Source organism: Paenibacillus sp. FW507-14B1B (genome assembly GCF_058781425.1).
Map to the genome: position 1 here is coordinate 1482161 of NZ_JBYSWS010000002.1, position 17945 is coordinate 1500105.

Genomic DNA, 17945 nt, shown 5'->3' on the forward strand with positions numbered 1-17945 from the left:
TTGTATCACTCCCCGCATAAAATATAATCACGAATTACTTCAACAATGCCATCATCATTGTTACTAGCCACGACTACGTCCGCCTCATCTTTGACGGTCTGTTGTGCGTTCCCCATAGCAACACCCAAGCCGGCCTGCTGAATAGCCGCTAAATCATTCAAACTATCTCCTACCGCAACCGCCTGTGATATATCAAGTCCAAGGAGTTCACATACCTGTCTAATGCCTTCGGCCTTGTTGATCCCCTTCGGATTAATCTCAAAATTATAAGGAGAAGAGTTGGTGATCTCCAGACCATCCATCTCTTGAAGTTTCATAAGAATATGATGGCGCACATCGTCATCATCATTATGATAACCGAATTTCAACCATTCTTGATTCTCAATGTCTCCACTCCAAGTCTCCCGATTATATAACTTATCCACCGTATAAGCCCAGAACCATGAGCCTGTTTCTTCTGCCAAATCATGCATCTTCCGAACAAGCTCTACATCAAGTAAAGCACGACGATACAAATCATAAGGTGCACGCCACACTTCACTTCCATTTACTGTAATCATCGGGGTTGTGAGCTCTAGTTGTTGTGCATAAGGATATGCATTCTTAAAAGCACGCCCTGTAGACAAGCACACATGAACTCCTTGTCGAACCGCCTCTTTAATCCATTTCACCGTTTCCGGAGATACCTCGTTGTCATCCTGAAGCAGTGTTCCGTCCATATCCAATGCCAGCAGCTTATACTTATGATTCATGGTCTAGTCCCCCTTCATATCTGCTCTCATGTTTAAACATAACGCCATTTTACCACAAACAATTTCACCGTACACTCGCAAGCCATGAGCTAACCTATTTCAAACAAAACAGGCCGGGGTTATATTACCCCAGGCCTGCCTTTTTGTAATACCCCGGACTATTAATTGTTTCCGGCCTCAGCATCTTCCGTGCTCCCATCCTCAGTCTTAACATTCTTCGGATGTGGTGTGCCATCTAAGCCGTATACTTCATCATAAGCATCAAAAATTTTACGAGCCACAGGTGCAGCACTATAAGCACCGAATCCACCTTCTGGGATGATAACGGCTACTGCAAGTTTCGGGTTTTCCCTTGGAGCAAACCCAATGAACACCCCGTTATCCGTTAAGGTTCTAGTCCCGTTGCTATAAACTTCCTGCTGAGATGTACCTGTCTTACGAGCAATATCATATGGGAAATCTGCAAAGGCAGCAACTTGTGTATTCATACCTTTAATTACTTCATCCCAATACTCATCTTTGAAATTAACTTCATTCAGAACTTCACGCCCAAATTTCTTAACAACATTGCCATCTTGATCTTTAATTTCACTCACTAACTGAGGTTTAAGACGAGCTCCTCGATTAGCAAGGGTTGTAACGTACTGTGCTAATTGCATCGTGGAGTATTTACCGGACTGACCAAATGAAGCATATACCAATGCAGCAAGTGGACTACCTGCCTGCTCGATATTTGTATACTCGATAGTACCTTTAAACTCACCTCGAAGCCCGATCTCTGTTGACTCGCCTAGTCCGAACTCCTTCATATACTTATCCCAGATCTCTATGCCTTTGATACCATATTTATTGAACAGCTGCTTCCCAACCATGTCAATCATAAAGGCATTCGAGGAATTTTGAAGTGCTAACGCGGGATCAATAGATCCGAAAGCTTTGGACTGTGAGTTCCGGACTCTCGACTTGTCTCCACCGAATTCTGCATATCCTTTGTCGTAGTAATAAGTATTTACACCGAAGAATCCTTCGTTTAGTCCGATCAACACACTTAATGGCTTAACCGTGGAACCAAGGAGCAATACGGACTCCAGATTGTTAGCCGAGCGACCGGAGCTAAATGGACTAATTGTACCATTCCCCATGAAAGGAGTTACTTTATCCCAATTATCTGTTTTATCTTTCCACACATTGGGGTCATAATCAGGGATACTCGCCATGGCTACAATATTACCGGTTTCTACTTCCATAGCAACCGCGTACCCTGTCTGTGCATTTCGGTGGGTTTGACCGGAGAAAGGAACCTTATGTAACCAATCTAACTGGTCTACAATGGCCTGTTCCGTTTTCAGTTGAATGTCTTTGTGAATAGTTGTGTATACATTGTTGCCTTTCTCAGGCGGAACCATTGTTGGCACACCATCAATCATATTTTGCGGATTGATTGGAATACTCATATAACCATTCTTGCCACGAAGTTCATCTTGGAACATCATTTCTAGTCCATCGAACCCAACCCATTCGGTTTCCGTATATTTCAGTCCGGGGTCCTTCTGGTCCTTGTTCGCTTCATCAATTTCCTTATACTTTTCTAAAGATTTAACACCTTTAAATTCTTTCAAATACCCTATGGTTTGTACCGCCACGGTATCCTTATCATAGAATCTCACATTTTCCTCAACGATTTCTACGCCAGGAAATTCATCTTTATTCTCAATGAAATACGCAACTTCCTTATCCGTAAGATCTCCTTTGATTCGGCGTGGCTCATATCCACCCTGTTTCTTCGAATCGAGATCTAATTTATCCAGAATGTCCTCCACCGTCATCTTCTCTGCATCAGCCGAACCATGTTCTTCAAACACCTTGAACATCTTCTCTGCAAAGGCTTCGATTTCAGGACGATTTTCTTTTCCTTTATCTGTCTGACTATTATAATTCTTCAGCAATGTAACATATAGTGCATTCGAAGGCTTAGAGTAAGCAATCGGTGTTCCCGATGCATCAATAATACTTCCTCGGATCGGCTGGAGTGGAAAGTTTTTAGTTCGACCACCGGTTTCTTGCTCCGTCAGCTCAGGACCCTCCACGAATTGCAAAATCGCAAGTCGGACAATAATGATGCAAAATATAATAAACGTACTGAAAAAGAACAAATTAATCCTCAGATTAAATTGTTTTCCGGCATCTCCTTCATCCTGCTTTCGTTTGTCCGATTTGAAACCCTTCACCTTAAACTTCTCCCCTTTGTTCACTTTCACATAAGATCATCTTAACATAAACCATATAGACGATTCACCTTTCCGGAATTTTACATAAAATACGTTTAAAATCAAATACAAGATGGCCTTGTCCAAAAGGGCCACCTTGTTTAGAAAATTTCAAAATTTAAATTCATGCTAATCTGATTTCAGAATACTTGTTCTTTAATATGCGTCTCATTAAACCGCGGTGGATTAAACCAGTTGCCACTCTTTGCCCATGTGGGATCTAGTGGTATCCACTCCTGCTTCTCCTGCAAGTAAACCTCATTCCATGCGTGTGGTCCATAGCTTCCTTGACCATCATACCCTCTTCCTGTAACGACTCTGACCTTTAGATCCTGCGAACGAGCCATCATGGCGTACAAACGTGCATAATCGATGCATACACCCGAACGGGTATCATAAGTATCCTGAGGTGTTTGTTCCCGCCAAATTCGCTGCTCCTCATATACTTTTACTTTTTCATAATCATACGAGACCCTGGAACCTACCCAATCATAAAGTTTACGCGCCTTTTCCTCATCTGTTGACGCACCCTTCACAATATGAGCTGCAGTCTCTTCAATTCCTTCTGGAATGGCGTGATCCACAACCTCATACTTCTGCTGCATAATTCCATTCAGTTCCTCTTGAACCGACTGGGTGAACACAGGTAATTTATCCCGAACTAAAGAACCAGATAAAGGTTCAATCACTGCCTGTGCTCCTTGACGATACACCGGTGAAGATTCGACATAACGACTAAATGAATGATCTGGATAAAGACTCACCCATATGAAAAGAATTGCGATAACGATAATCCCTCGAGCAGCCCCCATAATTACACCGATCCCTGCCCCAGCCATACGACTCCCTATAGTTGCTGGCCTATTCTCTCTTGACCCAAACAATCCCAGATGGCCACCTATGGTCAAGGATACCAACAAGCGAAGGACAAAGAGTATCAAGCTGTAACTGATCATGAATAGAACTGCAAACCGAAGCAATGGAAAATCAGCCATGGAATTAACGAATGTATAATACATCTGCTCCCATAATTTAAGCTCCCGGTCCGGAATTTTACTTCCTAGTGATTCAAGCCACACCGAAGCTAATGGGGACAGCCAAAGAGTGAAAGGAACGGAGATAGCGAGGCCGATTATACGCAGAATAGCTTCACCCAGAAAAAAAGCGAGCCTCCCAGCCGATCGGGAAGCCCCTCGATTCCACCCTTGTATCAAAGAAAAGGCTAAGATAAACAGCAGAAGGATCGTAATACCATTCCCCTCCCGCAGACTATCGCTCCATGATGATAACATGTTCAGCCCTCCTTTTCGTATGACATACTTCTAAGCTGTCTTAATTTGTTTTTGCTTGTGATATAAATTCTTTGATCGATTCGTTTACATCCCATTTACCGACCGATACCCCTTTAAAGTTCACTTCCACTTCAGTCGACCCCGACTTACCTTTAAGTTCTAAATTCGGCGACTTTACCGTAAATGTTCCATCACCGTGCGATGTATATTTTGCTTCTTTTGCTTCTTTCATCATGATGTTCATGGCCTCAGACTTTACGGTGTCCACAGCTTCATTCTTCACAGTGGTCACAACCTCACCAATTTGTTCTAAGGATATTCCGCTATAGATGAGCAATCCAGCGATTATAAGAATAACTAAAGCCCATTTGATGAACGTCTTAACTAGATTGACCACAATAAACAACACAACCAAAGCAATGACAATCACCAGCCAGTTTTGCTTTAGAAATTCTAACCATACCTGTGCATCCATTTAACTCTCACCCCTATCACTTCGCGACCTCCGGCAACTTATACCGTACTTTCCGATTATACATTATTCCCCGTCTCAGTGTCAGTAAGACCCCATACTAATCAAAATTAGGTATAAGCTTGGCAACTTCAACGTACAAGTATAACATAACCTGTCTTAAGTGCGGGTAGGAGGTGCTTATATGAAAACAGCGATTTGGTTGTACATGTTTTTGTTCTTGGCATTCTTTGATCTGCATGCCCAGTATCCCGTCCTCACACCGTTCGCCATATCGCTCGGTGCCGCCCCAACTTTCATCGGGTGGATGATGGGCATTTATGCCTTAACGCATCTTCCTGGCAACCTAATTGCCGGGAGATTAATTGACAAGCAAGGGAGCCGGCGTTATATCATCTTCAGCTTAACCGCTGCTGGGGTAATTCTGCTGCTTCAAGCTCATGTGCAGATGCCCTGGCAGTTACTAGTACTCCGTTCGATCAGCGGATTCGTACTCGCCTTCTTATCTCCGGCATGTCTTGCTCTTCTAGCTTCGCTATCTAAGGATTCCGTAACACAGGGTAAGTACATGTCAGGACACGGTGTAGTCCATACACTAGCCTCCGTGCTTTCTCCTGCAGCCGGCGCTTTCATTGTAGCAAAAGCTGGATTTTCAGGGACATTCCAAAGCTTGGGATGGGTGCTGATCTTCACAGGAATCATGGCATTTCTCACGCTTCCAAAGCAATCTGTACAGTCAGCCTCTCAAAGTAAAAATGAGGTTTTACCGATTGAAAATGATCCTCTTCCTTTCAATCTACGGCTGTATCTTATTCCGTTTGCCATTGCATGCTCACAAGGCATTCTCTTCTTTGAAATTCCACTTCGAGCAAACGGCCAAGCCAGCATTATGTCAACTGGGCTTTTATTTTCCTGTGTCAGTCTAGGTGCCTTGGTCACCCTCAGTATGCTATTCCTAAATAACTATTCACCTGGTAAAAGAGTAACTATTGGTGTATTTATGTTTGCACTATGCTTCTATGCGCTAGCCGCCATAGAGCAGATTCCAATTATTGTAATCCTGTTTGTGCTTGGTACAGCGAAGGGAATTTTGTTCCCTGCACTCTCTTCTTTATTCATTGAACTAAGCGGTGGTGGAAGACTCGGAAGAGTATTCTCCTACCAATCTATTGCCATGTCCATCGGTTCGTTTGTCGGTCCGATCGCTGCAGGTCAATTACGAGGAACACTCTCACCATATTTCATCGCTTTTATGATGTTAATGATCATTCTAATGCTACTGCCACACCCTAAGAATCCGAAATCTGTTGATATTCCAGCAGGGATAAACGTTTAAGAAGCATAAATGACCCTCAGCTCAGCCCAAATAGATCTAATTAGGCCAACACACAGACCATCTAGGTATTTTGACATAATATACATTGTGGCAGATGACCACTTAGATTATTTGAGGGGTGAAATTTAATGAGTCATGTTCATAAAAATTGTCATCAAGTACCTGTGTCTGGTTGTTCTTCAGTAGGTATGATTTTAGTTCTCTACATTTTGTTAGTAATCATCCTGAGCTGCTTCTAAATACATGTTTTCTCATAAGACGGCCTTCTTTTGAAGGTCGTTTTCTTTATTTTTGCATGAAGTCTCATTTACAAGTTAAACTATAGCCATCAACATTTCCCGGGGAATTTCGATTGGGGCATGCCGTAATATGACAGGGGTGATACAAATGTCGATTTTCATTATCGTAGAGGGTAAGAATGATCGGAGTAGGCTTCGTCGATTGGTGACTCCTGACATTACAATTCTTTGTACATTCGGGACACTGAATACACTCAAACTGGAATCACTCCATAAACAGGTTAATGATCAAGAAGTGTATCTATTTATGGATAATGATAGTTCAGGCAAAAAAATTAGAAATATGTTGCGTGATGTTTTTCCAGATGCAACACATATGTACACACGTCGAGGTTATGCTGGAGTTGAAGGTACTCCGGATGAATATCTAATTGCTCAACTTGAAAAGGCTGGACTTGAAGAGTTTATTATCTACCCACCTACCATGACTTACTAACTGTATATTGGATATAAAAAAGCGTTTGAACCAAGTTAATGGTTCAAACGCTTTTACATATCGAATTATTCTTTAGCCAAAGCTTTGACGTCTTTTACAACTTCTTCGATCTGTACACTGGATGGATCTGCAGCATTGTACATTTTCCGAATATTGTTATCACGATCAACTAAAGCAATGTAGTTACCATGAGTATAATTCGTCGAATCTTTGCCGAGGAGCGGAATCTTAAATGAACCTTGCATCAGATCACGGGTCTTTTCTTGATCCCCACGGAGAAAATACCAACCGCTGTAATCAGCGAAGAATCGATCACCGAATTCTTTGATTTTCTCACGCGTATCCGTAACAGGATCAAATGAAATGGAGACAAAACTAGCATCTTTCCCGAACGTACCATCTTTCTTCAGTTCATTCTGAACCTGTGATAGCAAAAATGTCGTTACAGGACATACATCCGGACAGCTTGTGAAATAAAAATACATCAACCTCACTTGTCCTTTAGTATCGTCTCTGGATACCGTTTTGCCATCCACATTCTCCATCGTAAAGTCCGCAACCTGTCCAACCACTGGGAACTTGCTCTTGCCTATACCTAATGAATTGTACACAAGAACTACTGCCGCGATTACGCATACTGAGAGCAGCAACCACGTCCATTTATACCGTTTCAGCGATGACATCTATACTCGTTCTCCCTTCATCCACCTCATTATTTATGGGATAAAACAGTCAATTTAATGAACTGTATCGAGAACGAGTACAATCAGGCTCAAAGTCAGATAGTTAATAGAGAATAAGAATACCTTTTTTGACCAAGCCTCGTCATCTTTTGCACGGAAGCCTTTAAGAGAAAGATACAACCAAGTAATAGATAACAACAGTGAAATAATAAGAAAAAAGATTCCAGCGTATCCGTACGCATACATGAGAATAGGCAACGGAACGAGCAATGCAACATAAGGGATCATCTGAATCTTAGTACGTTTAATCCCTTTAACAACTGGGAGCAGAGGATATCCTGCTGCACGGTAATCTTCGACACGACGAATACCGAGTGCCCAGAAGTGAGGAGGTTGCCATAAGAACAACAAAGCAAATAGCAGCCAAGCGCCCATATCAACCGTTTGCGTAACCGCAACATAACCGATAACAGGCGGCATAGCTCCTGAAATCGCACCTACAGACGTACTCCAAGTTGAACTACGCTTAAGCCAAAGGGTGTATATGACTACGTACACAAACATACCTACAATGCCAAATACTCCTGCAAGTACGCCCGAAAAGATAAACAGCATGGCAAGTCCAACAACACCTAAGGTAATTGCGTACCATAACACCACTTTCGGAGTTAGTCGTCCTGTAGGAAGCGAACGTTTACGCGTACGTTCCATCTTCAAGTCTAGATCACGGTCAAAATAATTGTTAAATACACAAGACGAAGCCATAACTAATACGGTTCCGAGAAGTGTCATGATCATCAACCCAAATTGAATGTCCCATTGGGACGCAAGCCAAAATCCGGCAAAAGCCGCTATTAGATTAGACCGGATAATCCCGGGTTTTGTCACTGCTATGAAATCTCTCCATGTCCCCGTTTGTTCGGGAGGCTTGGATTTTGCGGAAGCCAATGTAGCGGAATCCGAAGGAGCCTGGTAACTCATATGATTTTCCACGTCTCAAACGTTCCTCCTTGTTCTATCGTTATGGAGGAAGATGCCTCCGCTATAAAGTTTATCATATCGGCATGAAAAAGTGTTGCGTAATCCTTCGGATTTCATTCTATCAATATGACAATTCAGTGACATTTGATGTCGCTTTTCCATCTTGACGTTACCCCTTCCATTAAGGCACAATTTGTCTAAGATTTACTGTTAGACGACGAGGTTTTTCGCATAAAATAAAAAGCCCGAAGCATTCCTGCTTCGGGCTTGATCACACAAGTATGAAACCTTTATTACGAGTTGCGTCCAGAAAGGGACTGTTCTGCGATTTGTACTAGACGTTTTGTAATATAACCACCTAGCGACCCAGTTTCACGGGAAGTATAATGGCCCATGTAACCATCCTCTGGAATGCTTACACCCAATTCTTGAGCAGCCTCCATTTTAAGCTGTTGCAGAGCTGCATTCGCTTGTGGTACTACCAGATTATTACTGCGGGAACCTCTTTGTGCCATGTTAATCAAATCTCCCTTCACTGAATAGGTCTGTAGTGCAAGCTTGCAAACTTATTATGTCTTCTTCTCGCAACCTTATACCGAAATATTAAATACCAAAATATTGGAGGTTTTTCTCATGAGCAAAGGACTTTCCCTATGGTTCGCTATCTCGTCCATCATTCTGTTAAGTGCAGCGGCGATCTCGATCAGTTATAATGCATTCATAGCCATAGGACTTGGTATTCTGGCTGTGTGTAATATAGGCTGGGGCTTTATAATTAAAGCTAAACGTAGACACTCCTAACACTATAATTTTTCACGTCTGTTCGTAAAATCTGTTATGATGAGGTTAATCATCTACTATTGATTATTGTGGTAAAGGAGCATCGATATGAATCAAGTGACCAAAGGACAATGGAATGGTTACGACACCTATATCTTAAACACTGGACGGTTAGAAGTGACCCTCCTTCCTCGTCTCGGTAACAACGTCATCGAAATAAAGGACCTACAAGAACAGCGCCAAGTGCTCCGGAAGCCTGAAGAAAGTGAACTGGCATTCTATTTACAGAAACCTTACCATTTCGGTATTCCGATGCTTATTCCGCCCGGAAGGATCGCTAAAGGGCGCTTTGAATATGATGGTGCCAGCTATCAGTTTGAACAAAACACAGCAAATGATAATCATATCCATGGATTGCATCGCACACAAGCTTGGTGCGTTAGCGACATTGAAGAAGATGAAGAAGGTTGTGCTGTTACTACGGAATTTTCAACGGCAGATGACTCACGCTGGACTGCACAAATGCCCGAACCTCTAAAATTACAAATGACTTTCCGCTTACAAGGATCTGATTTAAAACAAGAACTGCGGATTACGAACAACGGAACCCGAGCTGTTCCTTTTGGAATGGGCTATCATACTTGGTTTCTCTTAGATGGTCAGCCTGATCAATGGACGCTTAAACTGCCTGTTGAAGGTATTTATACACTTGATGAGCAGCTTCTCCCAACTGGTGAGTTCGCTCCTCTTAAGGATCTGGAAGCTTTGAATACGGGATTCAATCTGAAGGGGGCTGATCTGGATACGATATTCAAGATCCCTGAAGATCAGCCAGCAGAAGCATTCTTAACCCGAGATGACGGATATACCATTCAATACACAGCCGATCGTTCCTACTTTAAACATTGGGTGTTGTACACGAAAGGAACAGCGGATCAATTTCTCTGTATAGAACCTTATACTTGGCTTCCTAACGCTCCGAATCTCGATCTCCCGAACGAAGTAACTGGTCTTATCAACTTAGAGCCCGGCCAATCGGTTGAGCTACATACGAAACTACAAGTCCACTATCCAAGCACTACAGATTGATTTAAATGATTCATAAGTTAGAGTCCTGAGAAATCTCAGGACTCTTTTTCGTCTAATATTTACCAATAATGATCTTTAAATCTATACGCATGAGATTCTCTTCTTTCAACCATAATAACTTCATACAACGCGAGAAGGAGGTGAAAAACATGGGTATGGGTCAATCAGGACAAAGCGGCAGAAGCGGAAGTCGTTCTAACAACCTAGTCGTTCCCCAAGCTAACGCTGCACTTCAACAATTGAAGTATGAAGCAGCACAGGAATTGGGCGTATCGATTCCACAGGACGGTTATATGGGTAACTACACTTCCCGTGAGACTGGTTCTTTGGGAGGTTACATCACAAAGCGTCTGGTACAAATCGCTGAGCAACAATTATCAGGTAGTTCTAACCGATAGTTGATATTGTTCAACTAAATAAAGAAAGAGGCGATCTTCTCCCCAAAGATCGCCTCTTTTTGTATGTATCAGGACTCAGAAACAGCATCAGATACACTTGTTCTTGGATAACGAATCATTAGGTTGGCCATGTTGTAATTCGATTCGAGCACCGCATCTACAATGATAAGTCCTTGTCGTACCGTGAAATCATAGCTTATTTCTCCATGAGTCCAATGTCTTTTGTGCTTTAGACTCTCAAGTGCCATTGATCTAAAGGATGATTGCTGGTCCCTGTTTAATCCATCTTCTACGGGAGCCATTACTCCGTTACGCCCTGTAAGAGGATTATGACGGATTCCAAATTTACCAATAATATTATTTCGTATTTGCACAAATACAGTACCAGAAGAAAGTCCTGATAATTCATTTTCCAATTCTTTAAATACTAAGTCTAATTGCCTCACCAGCGATAATTGATCCAATTTAATCATTTCAAACCCCCTCAATTTTTCATCGCAATCCCCTTATATAGGGCTTATGACTCATTATAGGACAAAGATATGGATACATCAACAATTTTAAACATAATTGGGTATTTGTTACTATTTTTTCATAAATTCCTTGTCAGCTTCTCTAGAATTCCGACAACTTTCTATTTTCTACGACAAAAAAAGAAGTCCACAAGGACTCCTTTTGATTAATATAATTTCAAGTTTCTCCAAGTTACGCCAAATGATCAGTCATTTGCAAAAATTGTTGAATATCCGCGACGCACATATCTGCCGCACTTTGCCAGAAATCACGCTGGGTCAGGTCGACATTTAGGTGCTTTTCGGCTAACTCTTCTACTGTCATGATTCCAGTATCCCGTAACAGTGCGTCATATTTATCTGCAAACGCACTTCCTTCCTGCAATGCCCGAACATAGAGCCCAGTACTAAACATATAGCCAAATGTGTAAGGGAAATTATAGAAAGGTACACCTGTAATGTAGAAATGCAGCTTAGAAGCCCAGAAATGCGGGTGGTAGGTTGAGAGAGCTCCACAATAAGCTTCCTTCTGAGCTTCTTCCATTAAGGAAGAGATTTCATCTGCACTCAGTAGCCCTTCTTTCCGCTGAGTGTAGAAGCGGGTCTCAAATAAGAAACGAGCATGGATATTCATGAAGAAGGCTACGCTGTTTTGGATTTTCTCCTCAAGCAATGCCAATTTCTCGTCTTCGCTTTTGGCCGATTTAACAAGCGCATCCGCCACAATCATTTCTGCAAAAGTTGATGCTGTTTCAGCTACATTCATCGCATAATTCTGATTGAGCACCGGCAAGCCTTTCATCACATATTGGTGATAAGCATGGCCTAGTTCATGCGCAAGCGTGGACACATTCGATGCAGTTCCACTGTAGGTCATAAAGATTCTGGTCTGATCGCTCTCCTGAAATGAGGTGCAGAATCCACCAGGACGTTTGCCTGGTCGATCTTCTACTTCAATCCAGCTTTTATCAAATGCCATTTCTGAGAATTCAGCTAACTTCGGACTGAATTTTCTGAATTGCTCCACAATCGTTTCAGCAGCTTCATCGTAAGTTACTTTAGAGACCGAAGTTCGAATAGGTGCTTCTACATCCGTCCAAGATAGTGTCTCTAGACCAAGAAGCTTCGCTTTTCGATTCAGATACTCAACAAGCACTGGCTTGGTGTCTTGAATAACTGCCCACATCGTATCTAAGGTCTCACGTGACATACGGTTGATTGTTAGCGGCTCTTTAAGAACATCATCCCATCCACGGTTCCCATAAAGCTTAAGTCGAAAACCCGCTAGATGATTCAATGTATCTGCGCAGTAATCCTCAGCTTCTGTCCAGGCATTTTCCCATTTTTCAAACATTTCTTGTCTGATTTCCCTGCTTGGGTTGTGCAATTTATTAGAAGCCTGTCCAGCAGACAACATCTCTGTCTTCCCATTCTCTTCAAATGGAATCTGAATTTTACTTACAATCGTGTCATAAAATTCTCCCCATCCATGATAACCGTCGATGGCAAGTTCAAGTGCCAAACTTTCAAGCTCTGGACTCATTTTCTCACGTGCCAGATCTCTGCTCTCATTCAGTATGAATTTATGAGGCTCTACCTTCGCAGTTGTTGTCCATGCATTCCACAGTGTATCGTCCACTTCACGAAGAAGGTTATCAAATTGAGCTGCTACACTTTGAAGATCAGCGAATAACGTGGTAATACGCCCAGATAACTGAATCGCTTTTTTATCATTAATATCCTGCGCAGCTAGACAACCGATAAATGCGCTTGCCTCACTAGCCTTAGCCCAGCAGCTTTCTAGTGAAAATAAAATATCCTCCAAAGTTTCAGCTTCCTTCAGATCTGTTGGAACGGTGGCTGTTTGGACCATTCCACGAAGTTCCTTCACTTCCTTCTCCAGTGAATTCAGAAATGCTGTGAGTTCAGGAGATTGCGACCCTCCTGGAAAAATAGTTTCAAGATCCCATGTTTGCTTTAGTGGCTTATTCATCGTCGTCACCTTTCTCCATTCCGTAATGAGGTGTTTTAATTTGTGTGGTATCGTGTTAAAGTGTATAACTATATTTATATCCTTTAAAATATAAGGCTTGGAGGGAAACTTCTATGAGACCATTACAAATATCAGCCGAAACGGCATTGACCCTTTCAAAACAGCTTGGCGTCCCTTTAGAACAGCTGATGCATATGCCTCAGCATATTCTGATGCAAAAAATCGCTGACCTGGCTAAAACAGAGCAGCAACCTTCATCTGATGGAGTAACAGACCAAACTAGCGGCACTACGGAGAAACCATGATCCCTTTTGCTAATGCATGGCCTTATGACATTATTACTGGAGATGTATATGTACAGAACTGCCCCTTCTGTGGCAGCGACAATGTTCTTCTTCCCATGAAACCGAAAGAACTTATCAGTGTTAGGGAAGGGAAAAAGAAACTTCTCATCTTTCCTTGTTGCCATAACAAGGTTACGGTACTCGATAGTGACGCAGATTACCTTCTAACCGATCAAAAGCTTCGATAACCAGAGATTCGCTTCAGGCCCTGTATATGGGCCTTTTTGTCGTTATATAGAGTTCATTTCCTCAGGTAAGGCCAGCTTCTCAGCCAACATTTGCTCCCGAAGAACAGCCCACTGTTCGCGTGACGCCCGAATCATCGCTGAATCGACAATTTTTTTATCATGAATCACACGTGAGAACCACTGAACAGCATCACTATATCGACCAATTCGTCGGTTTAATTCTCCAATTAAGTAAAGAAGGCGCGCATCATTCATACCTACTCCTTCGACCTCATAGACCCGAACATAGGAATCAAGGCTATGAGCCAAAAAACGCTGTTCCTGCTCCTTATTCCCTTGATATCGGTAAAGCCAGGCAATATGGTGTAGGAGGCTTGCAACAATTCGTTCCTTCTCACCAATGCATTGCGCACAGAGAAGGGCCAGCTTATATGTTTCTAACGCTTCTTCCAGTCCCCTGCTTCCTCCGAAATCCCGCTCAGTCCATCTGCTTGCGATTTTCGTTTGAAAATCTGTCCTTTGGCGTTCATTCAAATGATCAGCTGAATGCTCAGTAGAAGCAAATCCGCATTTAGGGCAGATTCTCACCACATAAAAATCAGGATTTTCATTTTTGTAATAACCACAGAAATCTGTATCTGTTCTTATGGCTTTTTTGAAGCTAGGCCGTACTCTTGATGTGCTGAATGGGTGCTCACAATTGCTGCAGGTTACCGTAATCGTGTACAGAGGTTCTAATGCTATAGCCATACCGATGACATCCCTTTCCCATGATGTGTCTTATGAAAGTCATATTAAGGTGTGTTTACAAAATGTCGGGCAGGTCCGGATAAACGTTTCAAAATATCTTCCCGGAGTATATCCTCCACGCCAATATCTTCTAAAGCTCCAGCCATACAGCTCAGCCATTCGTCTGCATGCCGGTCTGTTATTGGAAATTTAAGGTGTCTAGCTCTCATCATTGGATGTCCGTATGCTTCTGAGAACAAAGCAGGACCTCCAAAAAACTGGCTTAAAAACATATACTGTTTTTCCATCACAGGCATGATATCTGCTGGAAAAAGTGGAGATAGCAGCTCATTTTGTTGAACTCTCGGATAAAAGGCTTCGACTAAAGAATGAATTCCTTCAGCGCCACCTAAATTTTCGTAGATGCTCAGGCTAGGGTTCATTTACAATATTCTCCTATCTGAAATTAGTAGTTAGTCTCATTATATCAGAGTTACCAAAAACATGTATTGATCTTATCTCATAGCTAATTGTTCTTGCGTACGATCAAAAAAGAACAAAAAAAGGCGCTAAACAAAGTTTAGCACCCTGAACTTATTAATAACTGCGCCAATCCTCTTCACCCTGATGGATGAGAGAGGCACGTATTACATAAACGAAGGCGCATACCAGTAAACCCGCGACTATGCTCATGATCATCACTCCATCCAAATAATTCGAAAGATGTGCTTTGATGGTTTCATTATAGCACAATGTTCTCAAAAATAAAGCATTTTTGTAACCGCTTTCCAACTTTTTTTGTACTGTTTGTCCTATGTCTCGCATACAGATTGACCATGAGAACAAAGTTAGATTCCAGCAGCTAATCGTAATTGATTCAGATATAATCGGTTTTACCCAGGGGGCGTTGTGTAACCTATGACCATGAAAAAAATCGGCTGGCTACTTCTGATGACTGGATTATTTAGCGTTGTCTTCCTAATGGCTATTTTTCCGGAAGCAGCACTCCATTCAGCTATTCGTGGTCTTGCTATTTGGTGGGACGTGCTATTTCCTTCGCTCTTTCCCTTTTTCGTCATATCTGAGGTATTGCTTGGCTTTGGGGTAGTTCACCTCATAGGGACGTTGTTAGACCCTTTAATGAAGCCTTTATTTCGTATTCCGGGAAGCGGCGGCTTCGTGGCAGCCATGGGATATGTATCAGGTTATCCCATAGGAGCCAAATTAACAGCAAAATTATGGGACCAGAAGATGGTTACCCGTGATGAAGGAGAACGCTTGGTTGCTCTTACAACTTCATCAGATCCTATTTTCTTAATCGGAGCTGTTTCAATCGGCTTTTTCCATAACCCGCGAATCGGGTTAATACTTGCTTTAGCCCATTATGGTGGTGGCTTCATCGTTGGCCTGTTAATGCGATTTCACGGTCAAAAGAACAGTTCATCATCAGGACCGTCTAATGAATTGCTTAAAGGGAATCGAATTAAGGCTGCACTCCATAATATGCATAAGGCACGAGAAGCAGACGGACGCGACCTTGGAAGCTTATTAATGAATGCAGTTCAATCTTCCCTACAACTTATTATTGTCGTAGGTGGGCTAGTTGTATTCTTCTCTGTATTTCTGGAGTTATGGACACGTGCCGGGGCGATCCCTGTCTTGAGCCAAGTAGTCAATTCTCTTCTATCTCTAGTTGGTGTACCGGAACAGCTCTCAACGGCACTTGTTGGTGGTTTATTCGAAGTAACACTTGGTGCTCGTTATGCTGGAGAAGCTGGGGATACCATTCCACTGGCATATAAGGCTGCTGTTGCTGCGTTTATCTTGTCATGGGGAGGTTTATCGGTACATGCCCAAATCGCTAGCATCTTGAACGAAACACCTCTTCGCTATATACCGTTTATGATCGCAAGGATCACTCATGGTGTAATTGCTTTAGTTGCTGTTTTAGTATTGTGGAAACCCATGATGGGAGAGACCACTCCCACCCTCTCTGTGCCTGATGTTTCTTATTTGTCACAGAACGGGTATAGCCATATTATGTTGGTCTTTTGCACGATGCTTGGAATTCTCATTATCCTAGCTTTATTTATCGAGGCATTTATGTTACTTCGACGAAAGTTCCGCAAATTCCCAAGGTGAACATTGTTTTCTTCTTCAAGATTGATTATCATCGATATATAACCTTATAAAAGGAGCTTATCAACTTGAGATACTATGTTCTGGACCGCGGAGACCCATTGTCTGTAGAATTGAGTCAACAATTTCACAAGCTGGCGGAACAGCGGGGCTTTGAACTGGATGCAGAATCTCCTGAAATTGTTGTCTCCATAGGCGGAGACGGCACGATGCTGCACGCCTTTCATACGTTTATTGATCGGATTCCAGATCTTGCTTTTGTAGGAGTCCACACAGGCCATCTAGGTTTTTATGCCGATTGGAAAGCGGACGAGATTCCGAAGCTGATTGATCTCATGAGCGGCATCGGAGATCCCAAAATTCTTAAACCACGTATTGTTCAATATCCGCTAGTACAACTAGAAATTCATAAGAAATCAGGCACTGCTTCTTACATTGCTCTTAATGAATTCACGCTTAAAGGTGTGGATGGTACTGTCGTAGCACAAGTTGATATTAATGACGTTACTTTTGAAATGTTCCGTGGCGACGGTATTTGTATTTCAACGCCATCTGGCAGTACCGCTTATAATAAGAGTGTTGGGGGGGCTATGGTTCATCCGTCGATAGATGCACTTCAAATTGCCGAGATTGCATCAATCAACAATCGGATATTCCGTACACTAGGATCCCCGCTTCTACTTCCGAAGCATCATCATTGCGATATTTTTTCATGTAAAGAACAACGCCTACTGCTAACGGTTGATCATAATAACTTCCAGATTGATGATCTTATCTCCGTACGTTGTCAGGTAGCTGAGCAAAAGGTAAGCTTTGCTCGGTATCGTCCATTCCCATTCTGGAATCGGGTCAGAGATGCTTTCTTGGGGTAATTTATACACACAAAAGTTATGGGGGCGCCCTAAAAGATATAAGATCTTTTGGGCGCCCTTTTCTTTCTGTTGTCGGACTTTGTTAGTCGATCGCGTTGTTAAATTAAAGGAAAGAGCTATCTCATAGTAGAAAATCCACTAATAAGACAGCTCTATTTTTACAATATACTATTCAACTTGCTGTTGATTCTTTACAGCATTTGGACGCGTGTCCTTATGCTCTCGGATTTCTCTGATTTCCCGGTTCTCACGCTGCTTAGCTTCTTTCCAAGGCTTGGACGATTTGTTAGGACGTGATTCTCTAACTTCTCTTCCTTCCCTACCTTCACGTCTTCCCCGGGGCTCTGGTACTTCTTTGTCAGCTAAAGTCTCACTAGAACGAC

The 17945-nt window shown here is 42.4% G+C and carries 21 protein-coding genes; 9 read left to right on the forward strand and 12 right to left on the reverse strand.

The genetic code is table 11. The features are described from left to right. Positions 1 to 5: 5 nt before the first annotated feature. From AC3WJJ_RS15535 to AC3WJJ_RS15550, 4 genes are all read right to left on the reverse strand, one after another. Positions 6 to 752 (reverse strand): Cof-type HAD-IIB family hydrolase, encoded by a 747-nt coding sequence (locus AC3WJJ_RS15535; protein WP_492541935.1) that lies wholly within the window; start codon positions 750 to 752, stop codon positions 6 to 8. 161 nt (positions 753 to 913) lie between these two features. Then, entirely contained in the window at positions 914 to 2980 is a 2067-nt protein-coding gene (locus AC3WJJ_RS15540; protein WP_492541937.1) for a peptidoglycan D,D-transpeptidase FtsI family protein, read from the reverse strand. Positions 2981 to 3159: 179 nt separating this feature from the next. Beyond that, on the reverse strand, positions 3160 to 4311 hold the full coding sequence (locus AC3WJJ_RS15545) for a transglutaminase domain-containing protein (protein WP_492541939.1): 1152 nt from the start codon (positions 4309 to 4311) through the stop codon (positions 3160 to 3162). Between the two features lie 40 nt (positions 4312 to 4351). Then, positions 4352 to 4786, reverse strand: a complete 435-nt coding sequence (locus AC3WJJ_RS15550; protein WP_492541941.1) for a hypothetical protein — start codon at positions 4784 to 4786, stop codon at positions 4352 to 4354. Positions 4787 to 4967: 181 nt separating this feature from the next. On the opposite strand from AC3WJJ_RS15550, the gene AC3WJJ_RS15555 reads away from it, so the two are divergent. Together AC3WJJ_RS15555 and AC3WJJ_RS15560 are read left to right on the forward strand one after the other, a co-directional pair. Beyond that, a complete protein-coding gene (locus AC3WJJ_RS15555) occupies positions 4968 to 6119 on the forward strand; it encodes an MFS transporter (RefSeq protein WP_492541943.1) in 1152 nt (383 codons plus the stop codon). Between the two features lie 387 nt (positions 6120 to 6506). After that, complete coding sequence (locus tag AC3WJJ_RS15560) at positions 6507 to 6854, forward strand: toprim domain-containing protein (protein WP_492541945.1); 348 nt, start codon at positions 6507 to 6509, stop codon at positions 6852 to 6854. A 65-nt stretch (positions 6855 to 6919) separates the two neighbouring features. On the opposite strand, the gene AC3WJJ_RS15565 is transcribed toward AC3WJJ_RS15560, so the two are convergent. The 3 genes from AC3WJJ_RS15565 to AC3WJJ_RS15575 all read right to left on the reverse strand — a co-directional run bounded on the left by AC3WJJ_RS15565 (position 6920) and on the right by AC3WJJ_RS15575 (position 9033). Further along, positions 6920 to 7537, reverse strand: coding sequence for an SCO family protein (locus tag AC3WJJ_RS15565; protein WP_492541947.1), 618 nt, complete (start codon positions 7535 to 7537; stop codon positions 6920 to 6922). 54 nt (positions 7538 to 7591) lie between these two features. Continuing rightward, positions 7592 to 8530 carry a heme o synthase gene (gene cyoE, locus AC3WJJ_RS15570; protein ID WP_422658272.1) on the reverse strand — a complete coding sequence of 313 codons (939 nt, stop codon included), beginning with the start codon at positions 8528 to 8530 and terminating at the stop codon, positions 7592 to 7594. A gap of 281 nt (positions 8531 to 8811) precedes the next feature. Further along, positions 8812 to 9033: an alpha/beta-type small acid-soluble spore protein gene (locus AC3WJJ_RS15575; protein ID WP_422658273.1), complete on the reverse strand. Its 222-nt coding sequence runs from the start codon at positions 9031 to 9033 to the stop codon at positions 8812 to 8814. Positions 9034 to 9151: 118 nt separating this feature from the next. On the opposite strand from AC3WJJ_RS15575, the gene AC3WJJ_RS15580 reads away from it, so the two are divergent. From AC3WJJ_RS15580 to AC3WJJ_RS15590, 3 genes are all read left to right on the forward strand, one after another. Then, positions 9152 to 9319 (forward strand): hypothetical protein, encoded by a 168-nt coding sequence (locus AC3WJJ_RS15580; RefSeq protein WP_492541950.1) that lies wholly within the window; start codon positions 9152 to 9154, stop codon positions 9317 to 9319. 87 nt (positions 9320 to 9406) lie between these two features. Beyond that, positions 9407 to 10387 carry an aldose 1-epimerase gene (locus AC3WJJ_RS15585; RefSeq protein ID WP_492541952.1) on the forward strand — a complete coding sequence of 327 codons (981 nt, stop codon included), beginning with the start codon at positions 9407 to 9409 and terminating at the stop codon, positions 10385 to 10387. A gap of 155 nt (positions 10388 to 10542) precedes the next feature. Continuing rightward, positions 10543 to 10785 (forward strand): alpha/beta-type small acid-soluble spore protein, encoded by a 243-nt coding sequence (locus AC3WJJ_RS15590; RefSeq protein ID WP_492542077.1) that lies wholly within the window; start codon positions 10543 to 10545, stop codon positions 10783 to 10785. A gap of 68 nt (positions 10786 to 10853) precedes the next feature. On the opposite strand, the gene AC3WJJ_RS15595 is transcribed toward AC3WJJ_RS15590, so the two are convergent. Beyond that, positions 10854 to 11258 carry an O-methyltransferase gene (locus AC3WJJ_RS15595; protein WP_492541954.1) on the reverse strand — a complete coding sequence of 135 codons (405 nt, stop codon included), beginning with the start codon at positions 11256 to 11258 and terminating at the stop codon, positions 10854 to 10856. A gap of 232 nt (positions 11259 to 11490) precedes the next feature. Further along, positions 11491 to 13290 carry a M3 family oligoendopeptidase gene (locus AC3WJJ_RS15600; RefSeq protein WP_492541956.1) on the reverse strand — a complete coding sequence of 600 codons (1800 nt, stop codon included), beginning with the start codon at positions 13288 to 13290 and terminating at the stop codon, positions 11491 to 11493. Between the two features lie 113 nt (positions 13291 to 13403). Between AC3WJJ_RS15600 and AC3WJJ_RS15605 the strand changes: the two genes are divergently transcribed. Both AC3WJJ_RS15605 and AC3WJJ_RS15610 read left to right on the forward strand, forming a co-directional pair. Beyond that, positions 13404 to 13595 (forward strand): YycC family protein, encoded by a 192-nt coding sequence (locus AC3WJJ_RS15605; RefSeq protein ID WP_492541958.1) that lies wholly within the window; start codon positions 13404 to 13406, stop codon positions 13593 to 13595. Then, positions 13592 to 13822, forward strand: a complete 231-nt coding sequence (locus AC3WJJ_RS15610; RefSeq protein WP_422658278.1) for a hypothetical protein — start codon at positions 13592 to 13594, stop codon at positions 13820 to 13822. The genes AC3WJJ_RS15605 and AC3WJJ_RS15610 overlap by 4 nt, the downstream gene beginning before the upstream one ends. Positions 13823 to 13864: 42 nt before the next feature. Here AC3WJJ_RS15610 and AC3WJJ_RS15615 read toward each other — a convergent pair whose 3' ends face one another. Both AC3WJJ_RS15615 and AC3WJJ_RS15620 read right to left on the reverse strand, forming a co-directional pair. Beyond that, positions 13865 to 14566, reverse strand: coding sequence for a DUF2225 domain-containing protein (locus AC3WJJ_RS15615; protein WP_422661541.1), 702 nt, complete (start codon positions 14564 to 14566; stop codon positions 13865 to 13867). A 50-nt stretch (positions 14567 to 14616) separates the two neighbouring features. Next, a complete protein-coding gene (locus AC3WJJ_RS15620) occupies positions 14617 to 14994 on the reverse strand; it encodes a globin domain-containing protein (RefSeq protein WP_492541960.1) in 378 nt (125 codons plus the stop codon). Positions 14995 to 15469: 475 nt separating this feature from the next. On the opposite strand from AC3WJJ_RS15620, the gene ylbJ reads away from it, so the two are divergent. Both ylbJ and AC3WJJ_RS15630 read left to right on the forward strand, forming a co-directional pair. Next, entirely contained in the window at positions 15470 to 16693 is a 1224-nt protein-coding gene (gene ylbJ / locus AC3WJJ_RS15625; protein WP_492541962.1) for a sporulation integral membrane protein YlbJ, read from the forward strand. Between the two features lie 65 nt (positions 16694 to 16758). Then, positions 16759 to 17562: an NAD kinase gene (locus AC3WJJ_RS15630; RefSeq protein WP_422658281.1), complete on the forward strand. Its 804-nt coding sequence runs from the start codon at positions 16759 to 16761 to the stop codon at positions 17560 to 17562. Between the two features lie 168 nt (positions 17563 to 17730). On the opposite strand, the gene AC3WJJ_RS15635 is transcribed toward AC3WJJ_RS15630, so the two are convergent. Next, the coding region (locus tag AC3WJJ_RS15635) for a hypothetical protein (protein ID WP_492541964.1) at positions 17731 to 17945 on the reverse strand (215 nt) is incomplete at its 5' end.